The organism is Azospirillum brasilense (genome assembly GCF_007827815.1).
GTDB lineage: Bacteria > Pseudomonadota > Alphaproteobacteria > Azospirillales > Azospirillaceae > Azospirillum > Azospirillum brasilense_C.
Genome location: NZ_VITH01000007.1, coordinates 46,558 through 67,770 on the forward strand (window position 1 = coordinate 46,558; position 21,213 = coordinate 67,770).

Genomic DNA, 21,213 nt, shown 5'->3' on the forward strand with positions numbered 1-21,213 from the left:
GTCGGCCGGCCTCAGTCGACCGGCCTCAATCGACAGGCTCGAACATCTTGGTCTGGGAATTGATGGCCCACAGGTCGCCGCTGTCCAGATCGAACCACCAGCCGTGCAGTTCCAGCGACCCGGCCTCCACCCGCTCGCGGACGAAGGGGAAGGTCATCAGGTTGTCGACCGAGGTGCGGACGGCGGCGCGCTCGATCACGTCGGGCTTCTGCTGGAGACGCTCGAACTCGGCCTTGCGCCGTTCCTCGTCGGTGTCCCCCTGGGCGGGCGGGATGTAGGGATCGAGCGCCGCGCTGGCGATGGACACCCAGGGCGACACGAAGTCGTTCTGGTCCGGCTCGCCCTTGCGCAGGCGGATCAGCCCCTGGATGCCGCCGCACAGGGCGTGGCCCAGCACGATGACGTGGCTGACCTGGAGCACCCGCACCGCGTACTCGATGGCCGCCGAGGTGCCGTGGTAGCTGCCGTCCGGCTGGTAGGGCGGAACGAGGTTGGCGACGTTGCGGACGACGAACATCTCGCCCGGCTCGGCCTCGGTCAGCAGCGCCGGATCGACGCGGCTGTCGGAGCAGCCGATCATCAGGATCTTCGGCTTCTGCCCCTGCTCGACGAGCTGGCGCATGCTGTCGGGCCGGCGCTCGTAGTAACGCGCCCGGAAACCTTTCATCCCGGCGAGAAGCTGACGAATCGGAACGTCCTGGTCGCGGGTGTGTGGCATCGTTCTGATACCCCTCATCGGTCGGGATTTAGCGGATGCGGTATAGCCCAGGCCGGGTCATGTTTCCAGAACCTCCGCAGGCGCCGGCTCGCCCCAGCGGCGGACAATGCCCGCGTCCAGCCCGAACAGGTCGAGCGCACGCCCGACGGCGTGGTCGACCAGATCGTCGATGGTCTGCGGGCGGCTGTAGAAGGCGGGAACCGGCGGGGCGATCACCGCGCCCATCTCGGCCAGCTGGGTCATGGTGCGCAGGTGCCCGAGATGCAGCGGCGTCTCGCGCACCATCAGCACCAGCGGGCGGCGCTCCTTCAGCGTGACGTCGGCCGCACGGGTCAGCAGGGTGGAGGTCACGCCCGTGGCGATCTCGCTCATCGTGCGGACCGAGCAGGGGGCGACGATCATGCCCATGGCGCGGAAGCTGCCGCTGGCGATGGCCGCGCCGATGTCGGCGGCGGCGTAGGACACGTCGGCCAGAGCGCGCAGCTCCGCCACCTTCATGTCCGTCTCATGGGCCAGGGTGACCTCGGCGGACCGGCTGACCACGAGGTGCGATTCGACGCCGATCCGGCGGAGCACGGACAGCAAGCGGATGCCCAGGATCACGCCCGAGGCTCCGCTGATGCCGACGACAAGACGGGAGGGTGCAGTCATGGCGAAGAAGTAGCGCGCGGGTGGGGTGTCGTCCAGAGCGCGGTCTTCACGGGCCTTTCCGCAGGGCCGGCGCCGGGGACGGAGGGACGGCCATCCCCGGGGCGCACAAGCAAAAAGCCCCCCTCCCGCTGGGGGAGAGGGGCCGGAAAAGCGGCGTCAGCGCGCCTCTTCCCGCTCCGAATAGGGCGACTCGTCGCCGTAGCCGTCCTCGCCGTCCTGCGCCTCGCGCTCCTCCTGCGACAGAGGAACACCGCCGCGACGGACCGCCAGGGCCAGCGCCTCCTCCAGCTCGCGCTGGGTGCACAGACCGAGCAGCACGGGGTTGCGCGGCTTGATGTTCGGGGCGTTCCAGTGCGTGCGGTCGCGCACCGCCGCGATGGTCGGCTTGGTCGTGCCGATCAGGCGGCAGAGCTGGGCGTCCGACAGCTCCGGATGATGCTTCAGCAACCAGGCGATGGCGTCGGGCTTGTCGCCGCGCTTGGTGATCGGGGTGTAACGCGGACCCTTCGACCGCGCCGCCGGGAGCGGCAGGTCGGGGACCAGCAGCTTCAGGCGCAGGTCCTGGTTGCGCTCGCAGCGCTCGATCTCGCCCTTCGTCAACTGACCGTTGGCCACCGGGTCCAGCCCGACCATGCCGACCGCCACCTCGCCATCGGCGATGGCCTGGACCTCCAGGGAATGCAGGCCGCAGAAGGCGGCAATCTGCTCGAAGGTCAAGGATGTGTTCTCGACCAGCCAGACGGCCGTCGCTTTCGGCATCAAGGGCAGTGCCATCGTCCCTCCTGACAACTCCAACCCGACCGCACCCGCTGGCGGGTGGCGCGATCGGCCATACTTTACCGGATGGTCCCGAGCTTCGCCCTCCATATAGGGCCGGAACCGGTCGATGTAAGCGTGCTCGGGCAGGCGGCCGGGAAAACCCGGACACCGATCCTTCTGCTAACCGTCTTGGCGCGCTTTAGCAAGCCCACCCGGCGGTTCGGGAACAGGAATGAAGCGAAAAAAATGCTTGAAAGGGAATTCCCGGCTGTGCTGCCGGGGAATTCCCTTCGCAATCCTACGGTCCGCGGCGGCGCTGACGTTCAGCGGCCGACCGTCATGACGATCTTGCCGATGTGCGCGCTGGATTCCATCAGCGCGTGCGCCTCGGCCGCCTGCTCCAGGGTAAACACCTTGTGGATGACCGGCTTGACCGTGCCGCCTTCCAGCAGCGGCCAGACCTTTGCGCGCAGGGCGGCGGCGATGCGGCCCTTCTCCTCGACCGAGCGGGCGCGCAGGGTGGAGCCGGTGAGGGTCAGGCGCTTGGTCATCACCGGGAACATGTTGATGGAGACCTTCGGCCCCTGGAGGAAGGCGATGGAGACGTGCCGCCCGTCCGGGGCCATGATGCCGATGTCGCGGGCGATGTAATCGCCGCCGACCATGTCCAGCACCACGTCGACGCCGCGTCCGCCGGTCTCCTTCTGAATGACCGCGGCGAAGTCCTCGGTCTTGTAGTCGATGGCGCGGTCGGCGCCGAGTTCCTCGCAGGCGCGGCACTTCTCGGCGCTGCCGGCGGTGGTGAACACCTTGGCGCCGAAGGCCTTGGCGAGCTGGATGGCCGTGGTGCCGATGCCGCTGGAACCGCCATGGACCAGCAGGGTCTCGCCGGGCTTCAGCGCGCCGCGCTCGAACACGTTGGTCCAGACGGTGAAGAAGGTTTCCGGCACCGCGGCGGCCTCGACCATGCCGTAGCCCTTGGGAACGGGCAGGAGCTGGGGCGCCGGGACAACGCAATACTGGGCGTAGCCGCCGCCGGAGATCAGGGCACAGACCGCGTCGTCGGCGGCCCACTCCGTCACGCCCTCGCCGATGGCGACGACGCGCCCGGCGATCTCCAGGCCGGGCAGGTCGGAGGCGCCCGGCGGCGGGTCGTAGCGGCCCTGGCGCTGCAGCATGTCCGGGCGGTTCACGCCCGCCGCCTCCACCGCCACCAGGACCTCGCCGGGGCCGGGCACCGGGGCGGGGCGCTGCACGGTGCGCAGGACCTCCGGGCCGCCGGGTTGCGAAATCTCCACGCAGGTCATGCTGTCCGGCAGGGCGATGCCCATGGTCTCTTCCCCATTCCTCGTTGACGCGGTGTCCACCGATCCGGCCGTCGCCGCTCCGGGCGGCCGGGCCGTTTGTGTCCGCAGGCGTCCAAAGTTAGAATTCCGCACCGGCGCTGACAAGCACGCCCCGCCGGCCTTTCCGACGGGCGGGAAGCGGACGGCGCGGGGCAGGGATGCGCGGAAGCGGGAGGAGAAGCCCAATGGACATCGACGATCTGGAGCCGCGCAAGGCCAAGCCGGCGCTGAAGGACCTGACCGCGCTGGGCGTGGCGGAGCTGAAGGACTACATCGCCGGGCTGGAGGCGGAAATCGCCCGCGCCCGCGCCGCCATCGCCGCCAAGGAGGCGCAGAAGAACGCCGCCGAGGCCTTCTTCAAGAAGTCGTCCTGAGAAGGGCGGATAAAGATTTTCCCTCTCCCGCCCCGGGAGAGGGAATAAGGCTGTGAAAGCTCAGTCCGCGCCGACCAGATCGCGGTAGCAGTGCCAGGAGGCGTGGCCGATCAGCGGCAGGGCCAGCGCCAAGCCGAGGAAGCCGGTGACCATCCCCGCCGCGGTGAACAGCACGATCAGGAAGGCCCAGCCGGCCATGGTCCGCAGATTCGCGCGCAGCACGGCGACGCTGGTCGCCATGGCGGTGAAGCTGTCGGTTTCGCGGTCGAGCAGCATCGGGATCGACACCACGCTGATGGCAAAGACCGCCGTGGCGATGACGCCGCCGACGATGGTGCCGGTCAGCAGGAAGGGGAACGTCTGGGCCGAGAAGAAGATGCGGTCGACGAGTTGGTCGAAGGCCGGCGGCTCCGTCGCGAAGAACAGCGCGAAGATCAGGAAGGCGATGCGGATCCAGGCCAGCATGGCCAGCGTCAGCGCCAGCCCGATCCCGGCGATCTGTACGCCGTTGCGGCGGTAGGCCCCGGCGACCTTCATCAGGGTCGGAGTCTCCCCCCGCTCCAGCAGGCGGCTGGTCTCGTAGAGGCCGACGGCGAACACCGGCCCCAGCAGCATGAAGCCCGCCGCCATCGGCAGGACGAGATACTGCATGTCCTGCATCGACAGCACCGCCACGAGCGCGAAGCTGGACAGCACCGCGAGCAGGCCATAGGCGGCGCTGATCGCCGGGCTGGTGCACATGTCGCGCCAGCCGGCGCTCAGCCACAGCCAGGGGCGGTCGACGTCGACGCTGCGAATTCGTGGAAGATAGGGCGCCGGCTTGTGGAACTCGGAGGGTTCCTTGCGCCGGACCGGCCGATGGAATTGGGACGCACCGCGGTGAGACGACATGTCGACCATGATGATGGTCCTCCCCTTTGCCCATTGCGCCTCTCGTCAGCGCAACTGTAGCAAAGCGGTCCGCGGCGATCCAGATTGTCTTATGGACGAATTGTTAGAGTACCAAATTGTCACAAAAGCGATACCAAAGCACGGGCTCGGCCGTTACTCGTCCCCCGTCCCGTCCTCGACCTTCTTGCCGTCCAGCTCCGCCGCGCGGCGCTCGGCCTCCTGGCGGTCGCGCAACTTCTCGGTCTTGGTGCGGCCGAAGCGGATGCGGTTCGCCTCCGCGTTTTTTTCACGCTCTTCCTTCTGGCGCATCTTCCGGAAGCGGTTCAGGTTGACGACATCGGCCATGGGGGAAATCTCCGCAGGGCGGGGCATTTGATCCTTCGTTCAACGCGGCCGTTGGAATGCCCAAATTGCTTGTTTTCTTTCGGGACGATAGTTTAGCGAAACCCCGTGCCACCCGGAAGACCGGAGCGGGCGCCAGCGGTTCTCGCGGCTTGTGGCGGCAACACGGCGACTCAACAGCCGAACGGTGGGGAAGGCGCGTCAACCGGTGAAGAGATTCCTGATCGCAGCTCTGATAGTCGTCGGTCTGCTGGTGGCCGCGGTGCTGATCGTGCCCAGCGTCGTCGATTGGAACGCCTACAAAGCCCAGATCGCGGAGCGGGTGTCCGCCGCGACGGGGCGTGAGGTGGAGCTGAGGGGCGACATCGGCCTGTCGCTGCTGCCGGCCCCGGCGCTGACCGTGCGCGATGCCCGTCTGGCCAACGCGCCCGGCGGGTCGGAGCAGGACATGGCCCGCCTGAAGGAGCTGGACGTCCGCGTGGCGCTCGGCCCGCTGCTCAGCGGCCACATCCAGGTGCAGAGCATCCGCCTGATCGATCCCACCTTCCTGTTCGAAACATTGCCCGACGGGCGCTTCAACTGGGACCTGTCCGGCGCCGGGCGACCGGCCGGCGCGGAGCGGAGCGGGTCCGGCGACGGGCTGGCCTCGGCGGTCAGCTTCGACCAGGTGACGGTGCAGAACGGCACCATCCAGTACCGCGACGCCCGCACCGGCCAGTCGGAGGTGATCGACCAGGTCGACGCGCGCATCGTCGCCGGCAGCTTCACCGGGCCGTTCCAGGGGCAGGGCAGCTTTCGCGCGCGCGGCGTGCCGCTGCGCGGGGAGATGTTCGTCAGCCGGCTGATCGACGGCGCCGCCGTCCAGGTCCGGGCCGCCCTGTCGATGGCCGACACCGACGCCACGCTGCGCTTCGCCGGGATCGTGACCAACCCGCCGGGCAACGGCGGGTCGCGCGCCCAGGGCGACCTGCGCGCCGAGGGCAGCGACCTGTCCCGCGTCCTGGCCCTGGTCCGCAACGGTGCGGCGGCCGGCGAGGACCGGAAGGCGAACGCGTTGCTCGCCCAGTCCTTCGGCATCCGCACGGCGGTCGAGGCGTCGCCGACCACGGCGACCTTCACCAATCTCGAGGCGCAGCTCGGCGACACGCGCGCCACCGGCACGGCGACCCTGCGCAGCGGAACGCCGGCGCGGGCGGAACTGACCCTGGCTTTGAACCGGCTGGACCTCGACGCCTGGCTGGAGCGCGCCCGGTCGAGCGGCGGCGCGGAGACCGGCGCCCCGTCGACCGCCCGCAACACCAACGGGGGCAAGGGCGCGGCGCCCAGCGCCCCATCCGTTGGCGCCCCCTCCGCCGGCGCTGCTTCGGGTAGCGCCAGCCAGCCGGGCGGCTTCGCCCTGCCGGACGCGCTGGACGCCAAGCTCGACCTCGCGGTGGACGGCATCACCTACAACGGCGGCGTGATGCGCCAGGGGCGGGTGGAGGCCAGCCTGACCGGCGGCACGCTGAACATCGACCGTATCAGCGCGCTGCTGCCCGGCGGGTCCGACATCGTGGCGGCGGGCGAGCTGGCGGCGGCCAACGGCCAGCCCAACCTCAACCTGCGGATGGAGGCGAACGCCGACAACCTGCGCGCCCTGCTGGAGTGGCTGCGGGTGGACGTCCGCGCCGTGCCGGCGGATCGCCTGCGCCGGGCCTCGATCGCCGCGCAGCTGCAGGGCCGGCCGGGGCGTGTGGACGTGAGCGGGCTCGACCTGCGGGTCGACGCCAGCCGGCTGACCGGCGCCGTCGCCTATGTGGACCGTGGCCGGCCCGCCTTCGGGGCGCGGCTCGACCTCGACCGGCTGAACCTCGACGCCTATCTTCCCCCGCCGGGCGGCGCCAACGCGGCCCATACCGCTCCCGCCGCGAACGGGACGGCGGCCCCGGCGCGCAACGGAAATTCATCCGGCAATTCGTCGATGACCCCGGCCCGGCTGCTGGCCGGCGTGGACGCGAATCTGGAAGTGTCGGTCGGCCAGTTGACCGTGCGCAACACGCCGGTGCAGGGGCTTCGGCTCGACGCCACCGCCGCGGGCGGCGCCCTGTCGATCAAAGAGGCGACGGTGCAGGACGCCGCCGGGGTGAAGCTCCGGCTGGACGGGCAGATCGCCGGGCTGGAGCCGCTGCGCGGCGCCCATCTGACGCTGAACGCCGAGGCCCCCAGCCTGGATGGGGTGGCGCGCGCCGTTCCCTGGCCGGAGGGCGCGCCCTCGCCGGAGCGGCTGGGCGCGGTGAAGGCGCAGGCCCGCCTGTCGGGCGACGCCGACCGTCTGGCGGTCGAGCTGGGCGTCGAGGCGGTCGAAGGCTCGCTGGAGGCGGGCGGCACACTGTCGAACGTCGAGAAGGACCCCAGCGCCGACCTCAAGCTGCGCGCCAAGCATCCGGAGCTGGCCCGGCTGGCCAGCCTGTTCGCCGATACTCCGCCCGCCGGTGGCGCGGGGCCAGCCTCCTTCGGCCCGATGGACCTCTACACGGAGCTGGCGGGGACGCGGAAGGCGTTCACCCTGGGCAACATCCAGGGGACGGTGGCCGGTGTCACCGTCAAGGGCAAGGCCAGCGCCGACCTCAACGGCAGCAAGCCGCGGGTCGAGGCCGACCTGCAGACCGGCGACCTGGAGCTGGACCGGCTGGCGGCGCTCCCCGCCGCGGCGGCCCGCCCGGCGAGTGCCCCGTCTCCATCGGCCGAGACGTCCTCGGGCGCGCCCGCCGCGACGGGGGATTTCAGCGGGCTGCGCCGCTTCGACGGACGCTTCGCGCTGACCGCCTCCGCCCTCGTCAAGGGCGGCACGCGGATCGAGAATCCGGCCCTGCGCGCCACCGTGACCAACGGCGTGCTGACGGTGGAGCGTTTCGACGGTGCCCTGATGGGCGGCCAGCTCGGCGCCACCGGGCGGCTCGCCGCGCCGGGCAACCAGACGCCGACCGCCGAGGCCACCATCACCCTGTCCAAGGCCAAGCTGGCCGAGGCGGTGGGCGGCGGGCTGGGTGGCGGAGCGCTGGAGATCGCCGGGGGCGTTCTGGACGCCGAGGCCAACCTGACGACCAGCGGCGCCGACGGCGACGCCATGCTCAAGGCGCTGGGCGGCCAGGGCCGGATCAGCGCCCGCGACGGCCTGCTGCGCGGCTTCGACCTGGGCGCCCTGCGCGACCGGCTGACCAAGCTGGAGCGCCCGCAGGAGTTGCTGGGCGCGGTGATGGGCGGCCTTCAGGGCGGCGAGACGCGCTTCGCCCGGCTGGACGGCAGCTTCGCCATCGACAAGGGCGTGGCCCGCACCGAGGACACGCGCCTGACCTCCGACCTGGGCGAGGCGGTGGCGGTGGGGCAGGTCAACCTGCCGGCGCAGACCATCGACATGCGCGTCCGCCTGACCGTGCAGTCCGATCAGTCGCTGCCCCCGCTGACCGTCCGCATGACCGGCGCGCTCGACAAGCCCACCCGCTCCTTCGAGATGCAGGAGGTGCAGGAGCATTTCGCCCGCCGCGCCGCCGAGGGTCTGCTGAACAAGGTGGTGCCGAAGGACCTGCCAATTCCCGGGGGCGGCAACGCGCCGAAGCCGGACGCGCTGTTGAAGGGGCTGATCGACGGGCTGCGGCGTTGAGAGGCGCGCGCGTGGCGCATCGCGTCCAAGCCCCGTGACGCATTGCGTCCAAGCCCCGTGACGCATTGCGTCCAAGCCCGTTGAAGTTCCGTGGGGCGGGTCCCATAATGCGACAGACAAGAAGCGGATTTTGAGTCGATGCAGGTGGACAATAAGATTCTGGACGATCTGGCCCGCGTCGCGGGCGGTGCGCTCGGCGCGCTGTCGTCCCTGCGTGAGGAAGCCGAGGCGCAGATGCGCCAGCAGTTCGAGCGCGTGCTGTCGCGCATGGACGTGGTGAGCCGCGAAGAGCACGAGGCCGTCCGCGCCATGGCCGCCAAGGCCCGTGAGGAGCAGGAGACCATGGCCGAGCGGCTCGCCGCTCTGGAGGCCACGGTCGCGGCGCTCAAGGCCGAACGCGACTCGAAGCCGGACACGGGCGCCTCCGCCCCCGCAGCGGCTCCCTCCGTCGGTCCCATCGCGGGCGGGGGCACCGGACCGGTCTGATCCGGTTCCCGCCACGCCTCCGATCCTTCACGGATGCAGTGCCGAAAACCAGTTGCGCCGGCCAGACCCTTTTGGCACGGTGCCCTGGGTGGTATTCATCCGTCTGCCAGCCACAACATCTCGGGGCTTCCCCTTCTCGCGCGAAGGCGGAGCGGCCCCGGGGCGGTTCCGTCCACCGCGCCTTTACAGGAGGACGCCGACATGTCGGCTGTTGCCGTCGACACCCCCTCATCCGCGCACAATCCCCTGGACATCGTCGAGGAGATCGTCACCGCCAACGAATGGCCCTTCGAGCGGGCCGGCGAGGACGAGCTGATCGTCGAGATCGGCGGGCGCTGGTGCGATTACCGGCTCTATTTCGTCTGGCAGTCCGACGTCAGCGCGATGCAGTTCTCCTGCCAGTTCGACATGAAGGTCCCGGCGGCGCGCCGGTCCTCGGTCAATGATCTGCTGGCGGAGGTGAACGCGCGCATGTGGCTCGGCCATTTCGACGTTTGCTCCGAGGAGCACACGCCGATGTTCCGCCAGACCATGCTGCTGCGCGGTTCGCGCGGCGCGACGGTGGAGCAGCTCGAGGACCTCGTCGAGATCGCCCTGTCGGAGTGCGAGCGGTTCTACCCCGCCTTCCAGTTCGTGATCTGGGGCGGCAAGTCGGCGTCCGAAGCGGTGTCCGCCGCCATCCTCGACACCGCGGGGGAGGCGTGACCGCCATGGCGCAGGGTGGAACGACGGGCTGCACGCTGCTTCTGGCCGGCTGCGGCAAGATGGGCGGCGCGATGCTCGACGGCTGGCTGACCGCCGGCATCGCCTCCAGCGTCGCCGTGGTCGAGCCGTCGGGCCTGCCGGAGTCGCTGCGCGGCAACCCCGCCGTCGCCCTGGCGAGCGGTCCGGATGCTCTGCCCGCCGGTTTCGCACCGGATGTGGTAGTCCTTGCGGTGAAGCCGCAGGTGATGGATTCGGTTCTGCCCGCCTACCGGGCTCTGGTCCGCCCCGGCACGGTGTTCCTCTCCGTCGCCGCCGGCAAGACCATCGCCTCCTTCGAAGCGGCGCTGGGCGAGGGAGCGGCCATCGTCCGCTCCATGCCCAACACGCCCGCCGCCATCGGCCGCGGCATGACCGTCGCCGTCGGCAACCCGGTGGTGACCGAGGCGCAGAAGACGCTGTGCGATTCGCTGCTGCGCGCGGTCGGCGACGTGGCCTGGGTGGAGGACGAGTCGCTTCTCGATCCGGTGACCGCCGTCTCGGGCAGTGGTCCCGCCTATGTCTTCCTGATGGTGGAGGCCATGGCGAAGGCCGGCGAGGCCGCCGGATTGCCCGCCGAACTTGCCATGCGTCTGGCGCGGGCCACCGTTGCGGGCGCTGGCGAGCTGCTTCACCAGTCCCCGACCGCCGCCGCCGACCTGCGCAAGGCGGTGACCAGCCCCAACGGCACCACCCAGGCGGCGCTCGACGTCCTGATGGCCGGTGACGGCATGCAGCCGCTGTTCGACCGCGCCGTGGCTGCCGCCGCGAACCGTTCCCGCGAATTGGCGAAGTAACGCGGCATGGCGGCCCTCAGCCCTTCCGCCCAACGGGTTCAAGCCTTGCTGGATGGCTTCGGCCACGGCCACAGCGTGGTCGAGCATGAGGGCAGCACCCGGACGTCGGAGGACGCCGCGACCGCCGTCGGCTGCGCCGTGGCGCAGATTGCCAAGTCCTTGATCTTCCGCGCGAAAGACAGCGGCCGGCCGGTGCTGGTGGTGGCCAGCGGGGCCAACCGGGTGGACGAGAAGGCGGTGGGCCGGCTGATCGGCGAGAAGATCGAGCGGGCCGATCCCGACTTTGTCCGGGAGAGCACCGGCTTCGCCATCGGCGGGGTGCCGCCCATCGGCCACGCCGTGCCGCCGCTGGTCCTGATCGACGCCGACCTGCTGGCGTTGGACGCCATCTGGGCCGCCGCCGGCACCCCCAACGCGGTCTTCCGCCTGACCCCGGCGCAGCTCGTCGCCATGACCGGCGGGCGGGTCGAAACCGTCCGCAAGGGCTGAGCGCACCCCGCGAAAACCGGTCAAGCGGTCAGGATGCCGCAGCGCGGCATGATCGCGCATCGCCCGGCCACCCCTCTTCCAAGCCTCTGGATTCTCTGGCAAGACTCTCCGCAACGAGTTCTTGAACAGAGACGCATCAGGGAGGCATCCGTGACCGACGCCCGGCATAACCCGTACGAGACCGACCTCGACCAGAACGCCGCCAACACGGTGCCGCTGTCGCCGCTTTCGTTCCTGCGCCGCACCGCCGCCGTCTACCCGCAGCGCACCGCCGTGATCCACGGCCCGGTCCGCCGCACCTGGGCGGAAACCTACGAGCGGTGCGTGCGCCTCGCCTCGGCCCTGGTCAAGCGCGGCATCGGGCTGGGCGACACGGTCGCGGTGATGGCCCCCAACACGCCGGAATCCTTCGAGGCGCATTTCGGCGTCCCGATGGCCGGCGCGGTCCTGAACGCCCTGAACATCCGCCTGGACGCCGAGGCGCTGGCCTTCATCCTGGAGCATGGCGAGGCCAAGGTCCTGCTGACCGACCGGGAGTTCTCCGGCGTCATTTCCAAGGCCGTCCACATGCTGGAGCCGAAGCGCCGCCCCATCGTCATCGACATCGACGACCCGCAGGCCAAGGGCGGCGAACTGATCGGCGAGCAGACCTACGAGCAGTTCCTGGAGACCGGCGACCCGGCCTACGAATGGGCGATGCCGGCCGACGAGTGGCAGGCCATCGCGCTGAACTACACCAGCGGCACCACCGGCAACCCCAAGGGCGTCGTCTACCACCACCGCGGCGCCTATCTGAACGCCATGGGCAACGTGCTGACCTGGGCGATGCCGCACCATCCCGTCTATCTGTGGACCCTGCCGATGTTCCACTGCAACGGCTGGTGCTTCCCCTGGACGGTCACCGCCATGGCCGGCACCAACGTCTGCGTGCGCACCATTACCGCCAAGGGCATCTACGACGCGCTGGCCGACCTCGGCGTCACCCACATGTGCGGCGCCCCCATCATCATGGGGCTGATCGTCAACGCGCCGGAGGAGCAGAAGCGGGAGATCCCGCGCGGCGTCAAGATGATGACCGCCGGCGCCGCCCCACCCGCCGCGGTGATCGAGAAGATCGAGCGGATGGGCTTCGACGTGACCCACGTCTACGGCCTGACCGAGGTCTACGGCCCGGTCACCATCTGCGCCTGGCACGAGCACTGGAACGACCTGCCGCTGGAGGAGCGCGCGGCGCTGAAGGCGCGGCAGGGCGTGAACTACGCCACGCTGGAAGGGCTGATGGTCGCCGACCCCAACACGCTCCAGCCGACCCGCAAGGACGGCGTGACGATGGGCGAGATCTTCATGCGCGGCAACACCGTCATGAAGGGCTATCTGAAGAATCCGCGGGCCACGCAGGAGGCCTTCTCCGGCGGATGGTTCCACACCGGCGACCTCGGCGTCTGGCATCCCGACGGCTACATCGAACTGAAGGACCGCTCCAAGGACATCATCATCTCCGGTGGCGAGAACATCTCGACCATCGAGGTCGAATCGGTCCTCTACAAGCATCCGGACATCGTCGAGGCCGCCGTGGTCGCCCGTCCGGACGAGAAGTGGGGCGAGACGCCCTGCGCCTTCGTCACCGTCAAGGAGGGCAAGCAGCTGACCGAGGCGGAGGTGATCGCCTATTGCCGCGAGCATCTGGCCCACTTCAAGTGCCCGCGCACCGTCGTCTTCACCGCCCTGCCGAAGACCTCGACCGGCAAGATCCAGAAATACGTGCTGCGCGACCAGGCCCGCGCGCTGAACGGAGCGAAGGTGTGAGCGCTGTGACCGGGGGCTTCGGCCCCCTTCTGCCCGAGGAACGGGCGGACGCCGCGACCCTGGTTCGCCAGGGTTTCGGCATTCCCCGCGAGTATTTCGACCGGTCGGTGGAGTTGTTCGGGCCGGGCGTGATGCGTGGTCTGCGCGCCGGGCCGGAGGCGGGCCGCGCCGGCCAGCTCGTCGGCTGCGCCGCGGTCTGGCCGATGGACCAATGGTTCGGCGGACGCCCGGTGCCGTCCTGCGGCGTGGCGGCGGTGGCCGTCGATCCGGCGGAGCGCGGGCGCGGCTATGGAAGCGCGCTGATGCGCGGCCTGCTGGAGGAGGCGCGGGCCGGGGGCGCCGCGCTGTCGGCGCTCTACCCGGCGACCCTGCCGCTCTACACCCGCCTGGGATTCGGGCGGGGCGGGGTGTCCTTCGACTGGAGCGCGCCGCCGGCCGCCCTGTCCGCCGGGCCGCCGCCGGGAGATGGCTGGATCCGCCGCACCGACGCCAGCGACGCCAGCGAGCTTGCGGCGCTACGCCGCAGCCTGCTCGCCACCACCAACGGTCTGGTGGTGCGCAATGAGGGGCTGTGGAGTTTCGCCCTCTGCCCGGACGGCGTCCCATCCGATGTTTACACCTTGGGTGGCGCTGGCGGTGCGGAGGGATACGTTGCGGTGGCGCCGCCGGCCGACCGGAAGCTCAATGTTGCGGATCTCTGCCTCCTCAGCCCGCGGGCGGTGCGGCTGGTGCAGGGCTTCCTGGCCGGTTACCGGGCGCAGGTCGACCGCGTGACGTGGCGCGGCGGACCGGACGATCCGCTGGTTCTGCTGGCGCCGGAGCGTGGGGTGCGCGCCGACGCGTGCGACGAATGGTTGTTGCGCATTCTCGACCTGCCGCGCGCCCTGGAAAGCCGCGGATACCCGCCTGGGGTTGCGGGAGAGCTGATCCTGGAGGTGTCGGACGCGCTGATTCCGGAGAATTCCGGCAGCTTCCGGTTGCGGCTGTCCGAGGGGAACGCGTCCGTGCGCCCGTTGCGGAGGACGCCGAACAGAGCGGAAAAGGCGGGTGGGACGACGGACGACGCGGTGCTGTCGCTGTCCATCGGCGCCCTCGCCAGCCTCTACAGCGGGCATAAGGGGCCGCATGTTCTCCGACAGGTTGGTCTTCTGCGCGGCGGTGAAGACGCGGTGGCGCTGGCGGCGCGGTTTTTCTCGGGGCCGGCGCCCTGGATGCCGGACCGGTTCTGAAGCGGTGTTACCAGTTGCGTTTATCAAACCAGAAATTAACCCTTTCTGCTGTATCCCTTAATGACAAAGGCATGACGACGGCCGGCGAACAAGGCCGTACGATCCGGGGGAGCCCGATTTCATGACGATTGGAACGCGGATTGCGCTCGGTTTTGCGGCGGTCCTTCTGATGACGGTTGGCGTGGCGTTCGTTGGTTGGAACAGCCTGCGCACCTACGCGGGACGCGTCGATCTGGCGGCCCACACCGCCGAACTGGACGCCCGGCTGAAAACCGTGCGGATCGAGGAAGCCCGCTTCGTCACCGAGCGCGACTCCAAGGCTGCCGACAATGTGCCCGGCATGTTGGACCGGCTGCGCGACGAGGCGCAGGGCACGCGGTCCGCGCTGGAGGACGCCGGCAGCGTCCGGCTGGTCGACGAGATCCTGGCCGGCATCGCCGGCTACCGCAGCGCCTTCGCCAACTTCGTCGCCCAGGACCAGGAGGCCCGCGCCCGTACCCAGAGCATGGAGACGCGCGCCCAGGCCCTGCGGGAGATCGCGGAGAAGATCGGCACGCAGCAGTCCGACCGCTACGACCAGAACATGGTCAGCCTGAAGGACGCGGAGCACGCCGTGCGGCAGAGCCGCGACACCTCCGACCGCGCCGACCGGCTGATCGAGATGGTGCTGGAGGCGCGGCGCCTGCAGTCCGACTTCGCTCACACCCGCAACCCCGCCACGATGGCGGCCGCCGGGGAGGCCATCGCGGCGCTGCTGGCGAACGCCGAGGCCATCGAGAAGGACCTCGTCGGCACCAACGACGAGGAGCTGGCCCAGCGGATCGTCACCATCGCCGGCGCTTACCGCATGGTGTTCGATCAGACCCGCACCGAGGGCGCCGGGGAGTCGGCCAGCGGCCGCATCCAGGCGCTGGACCGCCACGCCCAGGAAATCCAGAACCTCGCCCACGAGATGCAGGAGAACCAGGCGATGGTCTCCAGCGCGCTCCAGGAGGCCGCGAACTTCGCCCAGAGCGAGGTGAACGAGGCCGTCCAGCTGCGCGGCATCGCCATGCGCCTGATCCAGGGCGCGCAGTCCGCCATGCTGGGGCAGCGTGACTTCATCCTGATGAACGGCGAGGAGCCCCGCAACCGGGTGCATGGCGCGGTCAAGGAGACGCTGGCGCTCGCCACCCAGGCCGGCGCCGTGCTCGTCGATTCGGAAGGGCGCGCCCTGATCGCCGCCATCACCGAGGCGGCCCAGGCCTTCGACCGGGAGTTCGCCGCCCTGGTCACCACCAGCGAGAACCAGCGCACCGCCTCCAAGACCATGGCCAAGGCGGCCGGCGACGTCAGCGAGCAGGTGGCCCGTCTCGTCTCCATCCAGCGCGACGACCGCGAGAACGGGCGCAGCGGGGCGGAGCTGATCATCATCATCGGCGCCGCCGTGGCGCTGGCGCTCGGCGTGCTGATGGCGTGGATCATCGACCGCGCCATCACCCACCCGATGCACGCCATGACCAAGGCGATGGGGCGGCTGGCCGAGGGCGACCTGACGGTGGACATCCCCGGCAGCAGCCGCAAGGACGAGCTGCGCGCCATGGCCGAGGCGCTCAGCGTCTTCAAGGAGAACGCCCTGGAGATGCAGCGCATGGAGGGCGAGCGGGAGGAGATGCGCCGGCAGATCGACGCCGACCGCCGCCGCACCATGAACGAGTTCGCCAACGGCTTCGAGCAGGCGGTGTCGGGCGTCGTCCAGTCGCTGACTGAATCCGCCGGCAACCTCGGCCGCGACGCGCAGGAGATGTCGTCGGACGCGGCCCTGACCACCGCCAAGTCGAGCGCCGTCGCCGCGGCGTCGGAACAGGCGTCAAGCAACGTGCAGACCGTCGCCGCGGCGGCGGAGGAGCTGTCCTCCTCCATCGCCGAGATTTCCCGTCAGCTCAACAGCAGCTCCCAGGTGGCGGTCGGCGCGGCGGCCAAGGCGACCGAGACCAACGGCATCGTCGAAGGGCTGGCCGAGGCCGCCCAGCGCATCGGGCAGGTGGTCGACCTGATCGGCGAGATCGCCGAGCAGACCAATCTGCTGGCGCTCAACGCCACCATCGAGGCGGCGCGCGCCGGGGAGGCCGGAAAGGGCTTCGCCGTCGTGGCGACGGAGGTGAAGAACCTCGCCGGGCAGACCGCCAAGGCGACCGAGGAGATCTCCAGCCAGGTGGCGCAGATGCAGGCGGCGACGGGCGGGGCGGTGGGCGCCATCCGCACCATCTCCGACGCGGTCGGCACCATCAGCAGCACGGTGACCGAGATCGCCCGCGCCATGGAGCAGCAGGGGCTCGCCACCCGCGAGATCGCCCAGAACGTCAACCAGGCCGCCGAGGGCACGCAGGAGGTGATGCACCACATCGCCGAGGTGACCAACGCCGCCACCAAGACCGGGGGAGCCGCCGACGCGGTTCTGGACGCCAGCCGCACCTTGACCCGGCAGGCCGAGCATCTGCGGTCCGAGGTGCAGGGCTTCCTCAACAAGGTGCGGACCGCCTGACGGACGTCCATCCGGGGAGCGGGCCCGCGGGGGGAGGGGGACGAGGCCGAATTTTCGCCCGTCCCGTCCCCGTTGCTTTCGCGCGGGGCATCTGTTAAGCCGCGCCGTGCCCCACGGACGTGAGACCTCATGGCCTTCCCCTTGTCACAGCGCGATTCCACACGGGGAATTCCCGACGCGATTCTTGCGGGAACGGCCGGTCTGCTCGTCGCTCTGCTCGGTCCGCTGGCCGCCATGGCGCCGCGCGGCCTGCCGGTGTGGGTCATCCTGATCGCCGGTCTGTCGCTGGCCGGTTTGCTCCGCCGCGGCGCCCTGGGGCGGCTTCAGCGGGCGATGCCGGGCACGGCGGTCGTCCTGGCCTTCCTGGCGCTGGCCACCCTGTCCATCCTGTGGAGCCCGTCGCCGCGCGCCGGCCTGACGGTGGTGGAAATCGGCTATGTCGGTCTCGGCGCGCTGGCCGGCGGGGCATGGCTGTCCTCGCTGCCGGCGGTGGAGGCGCGCCGCCTGACCGGCCTGTTCCTTCTGGGTGTCTTCGCCGGCGTGCTTCTGTTCACGGTGGAGGCGGCGCTGGATTTCCCGCTGCACCGCTGGTGGAACCATGTGCCCGCCAACGCCGAGATCGCCGAAAGCAACGTGCCGAAGCGGACGGCGGTGCTGCTCTGCCTGCTGGTCTGGCCGGCGGCGATGGCGCTCGACCGGGCCGGACGGCGGGGGCTGGCCTTCGTGCTTCCCGCGGTCTTCGCCGGCGCCTGCCTGCTGTTGACCAGCCGGTCGGCCATGCTGGGGATCGCCGCCGGCGGGGTGGCCTTCGCGCTGGCCGTCTGGTCGCCGCGGCTGGTCCGCGGGGCGCTCGCCGCGGTCCTCGGCATCGCCTTCACCTTCGTGCTTCCGCTGGTGCTGCTGTTCGACCGCGTGCTGAATCTGGACGGCGCCGATTGGCTGTTCCGATCCGCCCAGCACCGCGTCGAGATTTGGGGGATGGCCGCCGGCCGGGCGCTGGAAACCCCTGTCTTCGGGCAGGGGATCGACGCCTCCCGGGCGCTCGACCCGGACGGGGCGGTGTCGCGTTTCGGCACGCTGACCGACAGCCTGCTGCCGCTGCATCCCCACAACGCCTTCCTCCAGGTCTGGCTGGAGCTCGGCGCGGTCGGGGCGGCGCTGGCTCTGGCGGCGGCCCTGCTGCTCCTGCTCGGCACCGGCCGGATGGAGCGGCGCCTGCAACCCTTCGCGCTGGCCCTTTTCGCGTCGGCGCTGGCGATGGCGAGCACGGCCTACGGGATCTGGCAGGCGTGGTGGATGGGCGGCATGCTGGCCGCCGGCCTGATGCTCCGGCTGGCCGCCCGCACCCCGGTGGGGGGCGAATGACGGGAACGTTCGGCAACGGCCGCCGCCGCATCCTGATCATCAAGCTGGGGGCCTTCGGCGACTTCTTCCTGGCCCAGACCGCCTTCTCCGCCATCCGGCGGCATCACGCCGCCGATCATCTCGCGCTGCTGACCCTGCCGTCCCTGGCCCCGCTCGCCCGCCTCAGCGGCCTGTTCGACGAGGTTCTGGAGGACCCGCGCGGCCGTTCCATCGGCGCCTATCGGCGGGTTCGCCGCCTGCTGCGCGCCGGGCGCTTCGACCGGGTCTACGATCTCCAGGCGCAGCCGCGCACCGACCGCTATTTCTGGCTGCTCGCCCCCGGTCCGTGGCCGGAATGGTCGGGCACGGCCTGGGGCGCCTCGAACCGCGACAAGTATCCGGGGCGGCGCAAGGTGCCGGTGATCGAGCGCTACACCCGGCAGTTGGCGCCCTTCGGAATCGTGCCCGACGCGGTGCCGGACCTGTCCTGGCTCGATGCCGACACCGGCGGGTTCGGCATCGCCGCGCCCTACGCCCTGCTGATCCCCGGCTCCTCCCCGGGACGCCCCGACAAGCGCTGGCCGGTGGAGCGCTACGGCGAACTGGCGCGTGCGCTGGCCGCGCGCGGCATCACGCCGGTCGTGCTGGGCACCGCCATCGAGGCGGACCTCGCCCGGGCCATTGTGGACGCCTGTCCGCAGGCGGTGGACCTGACCAGCCGCACCGGCGTGCCGGAAATCGCCGGGCTGGCCCGCCGGGCCTGGGCGACGGTTGGCAACGACACCGGCCCCACCCATCTGGTCGCGGCCGTCGGCGGTCCCGTGCTGGGCCTTTTCTGCGACGCCTCCATCCCCATCCACGCCAACGGGCCGCGCATGGTCGTCCACCACCGTCCGTCCTTCGCCGACATGGACGTGGCCGGCGTGCTGGCGGCGATCGATGCTCTTCCGCCGAACCGCTAGTGTGCCGCCGATCATGTTGCAGGAGCCATGAAGGATTTGAGCAGACAGGACGCCAGCGCCATGCCCGCCGATGCGGTCACCCTGCCCGCCGGAAAGCCGGGTGGACGCCTGATGCTGCTCGCCAAGCTGGCGGTGACCCTGGCGGTTCTCGGCGTGCTGGGCGCCAAGGCCGACTGGCCGGCCCTGCTGGCGCGGGTCGCCGGAGCGGACCCGGCTTGGCTGGCCGCCGGCTTCCTGGCCAAGTTTCTGTCGGTGGTCTGCGCGGCCGAGCGTTGGCGCGACTCCCTGTGGGCCGCCGGCGAGCGGGTCTCGCACGGGCTGGCGATGCGGCTGATGTTCACCGGCCTGTTCTTCGGGCAGGTGCTGCCGGGCGCGCTGGGCGGCGACGTGGTGCGCGGCTGGCTGACCTACCGGGGCGGCGCGTCCTCCGCCGCCGTGGTGCTGGCGCTGGTTCTGGACCGGCTGCTGGCGCTGGTCGGCTGCATCCTGCTGCTGTTCCTCGGCCTGCCGCATCTGGTCGCCACCGCGCCGCCCGCGGTTGCCTGGGCCGGGCCGGCGGCGGTCCTGCTGCTCGCGGTCGCCATGGTCGTTGGGCTCCAGGCGGACCGCCTGCCGCTGCCGGACGTCCTGCTGCGCCCGCCGGTGCGGGCGGCGCAGGCGCAGGTGGCCCGCCTGCGCGTGGCGCTGCTCGGCCGCGCGGCGTTGGCCGGGCTGCTGCACAGCGCGGCGGTGCATCTGTGCACCGTGTTCGCGGTGATCGCCTACGCCCAGGCCCTGGGCATTCCCGTGCGGGTTCTGGACGCGCTGGCCGTGGTGCCGATGACCATCTTCGCGGCGGCCCTGCCGATCTCGCTGAACGGCTGGGGCGTGCGGGAGGGAGCCTTCGTCGCCGGTTTCGCGCTCTACGGTCTCGGGGCCACCGACGCGCTGGCTCTGTCGCTGATGATCGGCCTGTCGGTCACCCTGTCGTCGCTGCCCGGCGGCCTGCTCTGGCTCAGCCTGAAGGGCTCTGCGCGCTCCTGAGCCGGCCCAGCGCCCAGCCCGCGGCGTCGCACACCACCTCGCTGGAGTCCTCGAGTAGCCACTCGGCCACCGCGGCGTGGCGGGCGTCGCCGCTGTTGCCCAGGGCCACCAGCACGTTGCGCACGAAGCGGTCGCGGCCGATCCGCTTGATCGGCGAGCCGCTGAACACCTGCCGGAACCCCGCGTCGTCCAACTGCGCCAGATCGGCCAGCCGCGGCGCCGTCAGCTCCGCCCGCGGCAGGAAGGCCGCCTCGCGCGAGCGCCTGGCGAACTTGTTCCACGGGCAGGCGGCCAGGCAATCGTCGCAGCCGTAGATGCGGTTGCCCATCAGCGGGCGCAGCTCCTCGGGGATCGGCCCCTTGTGCTCAATGGTCAGGTAGGAGATGCAGCGCCGCGCGTCCAACTGGTTGGGGGCGGGAAAAGCGGCGGTGGGGCAGGCGTCCAGGCAGCGGCGGCACTGGCCGCAGCGGTCCACCCCCGGCGGGTCCGGTGGCAGCTCCAGCGTCGTGTAGACCTCGCCCAGGAACAGCCAGGAGCCGTGGGTGCGCGACACGAGGTTGGTGTGCTTGCCCTGCCAGCCCAGTCCGGCCTTCTCGGCCAGCGGCTTCTCCATCACCGGGGCGGTGTCGACGAAGACCTTCAGCTCCGCCTTGAAGCGGTGGGCGATCCATTGGCCCAGCGTCTTCAGCCGGCCCTTGATGAGGTCGTGATAGTCGCGGTTCTTCGCATAGACCGACACGATGCCGCGGTCGGGATGCTCCAGCAGGGCGCGCGGGTCCTCCGCCGGGGCGTAGCTGGTGCCGAGCGCGATGACGGTGCGGGCCTCCGGCCACAGGGCCTGGGGATGGACGCGACGGTCGGCCTTGTCGTCCATCCAGCCCATGTCGCCGTGCCGGCCCTGGCGCAGGAATTCGGCCAGCCGTTCCCTAGCCTCCGGACCCAGCTCCGCCCGCGCGAAACCCACCGCGTCGAAGCCCAGCGACAGGGCGCGGTCGCGGATCGCTTCACGGGTGGAGGTGGTGGGGTCGGACATGGTGATGGCTTGATCGCTTAGCCCTCTCCCCAGAGGGGAGAGGGGATTTGGGAGGGTT

General features: G+C 70.7%; 19 protein-coding genes. 12 read left to right on the forward strand and 7 right to left on the reverse strand.

Annotation, left to right across the window (positions count from 1 at the left end):
- Positions 1 to 25: 25 nt before the first annotated feature.
- From FBZ83_RS15350 to FBZ83_RS15365, 4 genes are all read right to left on the reverse strand, one after another.
- Positions 26 to 718 (reverse strand): carbonic anhydrase, encoded by a 693-nt coding sequence (locus FBZ83_RS15350; protein ID WP_137140232.1) that lies wholly within the window; start codon positions 716 to 718, stop codon positions 26 to 28.
- Between the two features lie 57 nt (positions 719 to 775).
- A complete protein-coding gene (locus tag FBZ83_RS15355) occupies positions 776 to 1,369 on the reverse strand; it encodes a UbiX family flavin prenyltransferase (protein ID WP_041810970.1) in 594 nt (197 codons plus the stop codon).
- Positions 1,370 to 1,525: 156 nt separating this feature from the next.
- A complete protein-coding gene (locus FBZ83_RS15360; RefSeq protein ID WP_145679542.1) occupies positions 1,526 to 2,143 on the reverse strand; it encodes a DUF1013 domain-containing protein in 618 nt (205 codons plus the stop codon).
- A 308-nt stretch (positions 2,144 to 2,451) separates the two neighbouring features.
- Positions 2,452 to 3,459, reverse strand: a complete 1,008-nt coding sequence (locus FBZ83_RS15365) for an NAD(P)H-quinone oxidoreductase (RefSeq protein WP_145684374.1) — start codon at positions 3,457 to 3,459, stop codon at positions 2,452 to 2,454.
- A gap of 200 nt (positions 3,460 to 3,659) precedes the next feature.
- Here FBZ83_RS15365 and FBZ83_RS15370 point away from each other — a divergent pair, with 200 nt between their 5' ends.
- On the forward strand, positions 3,660 to 3,848 hold the full coding sequence (locus FBZ83_RS15370; RefSeq protein WP_145684381.1) for a DUF1192 domain-containing protein: 189 nt from the start codon (positions 3,660 to 3,662) through the stop codon (positions 3,846 to 3,848).
- Positions 3,849 to 3,908: 60 nt separating this feature from the next.
- On the opposite strand, the gene FBZ83_RS15375 is transcribed toward FBZ83_RS15370, so the two are convergent.
- Positions 3,909 to 4,748, reverse strand: coding sequence for a DUF2189 domain-containing protein (locus tag FBZ83_RS15375; protein WP_145684389.1), 840 nt, complete (start codon positions 4,746 to 4,748; stop codon positions 3,909 to 3,911).
- 144 nt (positions 4,749 to 4,892) lie between these two features.
- The gene (locus FBZ83_RS15380) at positions 4,893 to 5,084 is read right to left on the reverse strand and encodes a DUF4169 family protein (RefSeq protein ID WP_145684396.1); all 192 of its coding nucleotides are present in this window, start codon (positions 5,082 to 5,084) and stop codon (positions 4,893 to 4,895) included.
- A 205-nt stretch (positions 5,085 to 5,289) separates the two neighbouring features.
- On the opposite strand from FBZ83_RS15380, the gene FBZ83_RS15385 reads away from it, so the two are divergent.
- From FBZ83_RS15385 to FBZ83_RS15435, 11 genes are all read left to right on the forward strand, one after another.
- Positions 5,290 to 8,721, forward strand: coding sequence for an AsmA family protein (locus FBZ83_RS15385; protein ID WP_211101670.1), 3,432 nt, complete (start codon positions 5,290 to 5,292; stop codon positions 8,719 to 8,721).
- A gap of 138 nt (positions 8,722 to 8,859) precedes the next feature.
- Complete coding sequence (locus FBZ83_RS15390) at positions 8,860 to 9,207, forward strand: accessory factor UbiK family protein (RefSeq protein ID WP_145684405.1); 348 nt, start codon at positions 8,860 to 8,862, stop codon at positions 9,205 to 9,207.
- A 201-nt stretch (positions 9,208 to 9,408) separates the two neighbouring features.
- A complete protein-coding gene (locus tag FBZ83_RS15395) occupies positions 9,409 to 9,912 on the forward strand; it encodes a YbjN domain-containing protein (RefSeq protein WP_109068036.1) in 504 nt (167 codons plus the stop codon).
- Positions 9,913 to 9,917: 5 nt separating this feature from the next.
- A complete protein-coding gene (gene proC / locus FBZ83_RS15400; RefSeq protein WP_145684409.1) occupies positions 9,918 to 10,745 on the forward strand; it encodes a pyrroline-5-carboxylate reductase in 828 nt (275 codons plus the stop codon).
- Between the two features lie 6 nt (positions 10,746 to 10,751).
- The gene (locus tag FBZ83_RS15405; RefSeq protein ID WP_145684416.1) at positions 10,752 to 11,234 is read left to right on the forward strand and encodes a YbaK/EbsC family protein; all 483 of its coding nucleotides are present in this window, start codon (positions 10,752 to 10,754) and stop codon (positions 11,232 to 11,234) included.
- 150 nt (positions 11,235 to 11,384) lie between these two features.
- Positions 11,385 to 13,040: an acyl-CoA synthetase gene (locus tag FBZ83_RS15410; RefSeq protein WP_145684423.1), complete on the forward strand. Its 1,656-nt coding sequence runs from the start codon at positions 11,385 to 11,387 to the stop codon at positions 13,038 to 13,040.
- A complete protein-coding gene (locus FBZ83_RS15415; RefSeq protein WP_247888320.1) occupies positions 13,037 to 14,269 on the forward strand; it encodes a GNAT family N-acetyltransferase in 1,233 nt (410 codons plus the stop codon). The genes FBZ83_RS15410 and FBZ83_RS15415 overlap by 4 nt, the downstream gene beginning before the upstream one ends.
- A 181-nt stretch (positions 14,270 to 14,450) precedes the next feature.
- Entirely contained in the window at positions 14,451 to 16,793 is a 2,343-nt protein-coding gene (locus FBZ83_RS15420; protein WP_247888321.1) for a methyl-accepting chemotaxis protein, read from the forward strand.
- Positions 16,794 to 16,922: 129 nt separating this feature from the next.
- The gene (locus tag FBZ83_RS15425) at positions 16,923 to 18,158 is read left to right on the forward strand and encodes an O-antigen ligase family protein (protein ID WP_145684436.1); all 1,236 of its coding nucleotides are present in this window, start codon (positions 16,923 to 16,925) and stop codon (positions 18,156 to 18,158) included.
- Positions 18,155 to 19,099, forward strand: coding sequence for a glycosyltransferase family 9 protein (locus FBZ83_RS15430; protein ID WP_145684443.1), 945 nt, complete (start codon positions 18,155 to 18,157; stop codon positions 19,097 to 19,099). Before FBZ83_RS15425 ends, FBZ83_RS15430 begins: the two co-directional genes overlap by 4 nt.
- A gap of 60 nt (positions 19,100 to 19,159) precedes the next feature.
- Positions 19,160 to 20,122, forward strand: coding sequence for a lysylphosphatidylglycerol synthase transmembrane domain-containing protein (locus FBZ83_RS15435; RefSeq protein WP_186466096.1), 963 nt, complete (start codon positions 19,160 to 19,162; stop codon positions 20,120 to 20,122).
- On the opposite strand, the gene queG is transcribed toward FBZ83_RS15435, so the two are convergent.
- Positions 20,094 to 21,155: a tRNA epoxyqueuosine(34) reductase QueG gene (gene queG, locus FBZ83_RS15440; RefSeq protein ID WP_145684452.1), complete on the reverse strand. Its 1,062-nt coding sequence runs from the start codon at positions 21,153 to 21,155 to the stop codon at positions 20,094 to 20,096. The genes FBZ83_RS15435 and queG overlap by 29 nt on opposite strands.
- Positions 21,156 to 21,213: the final 58 nt, after the last annotated feature.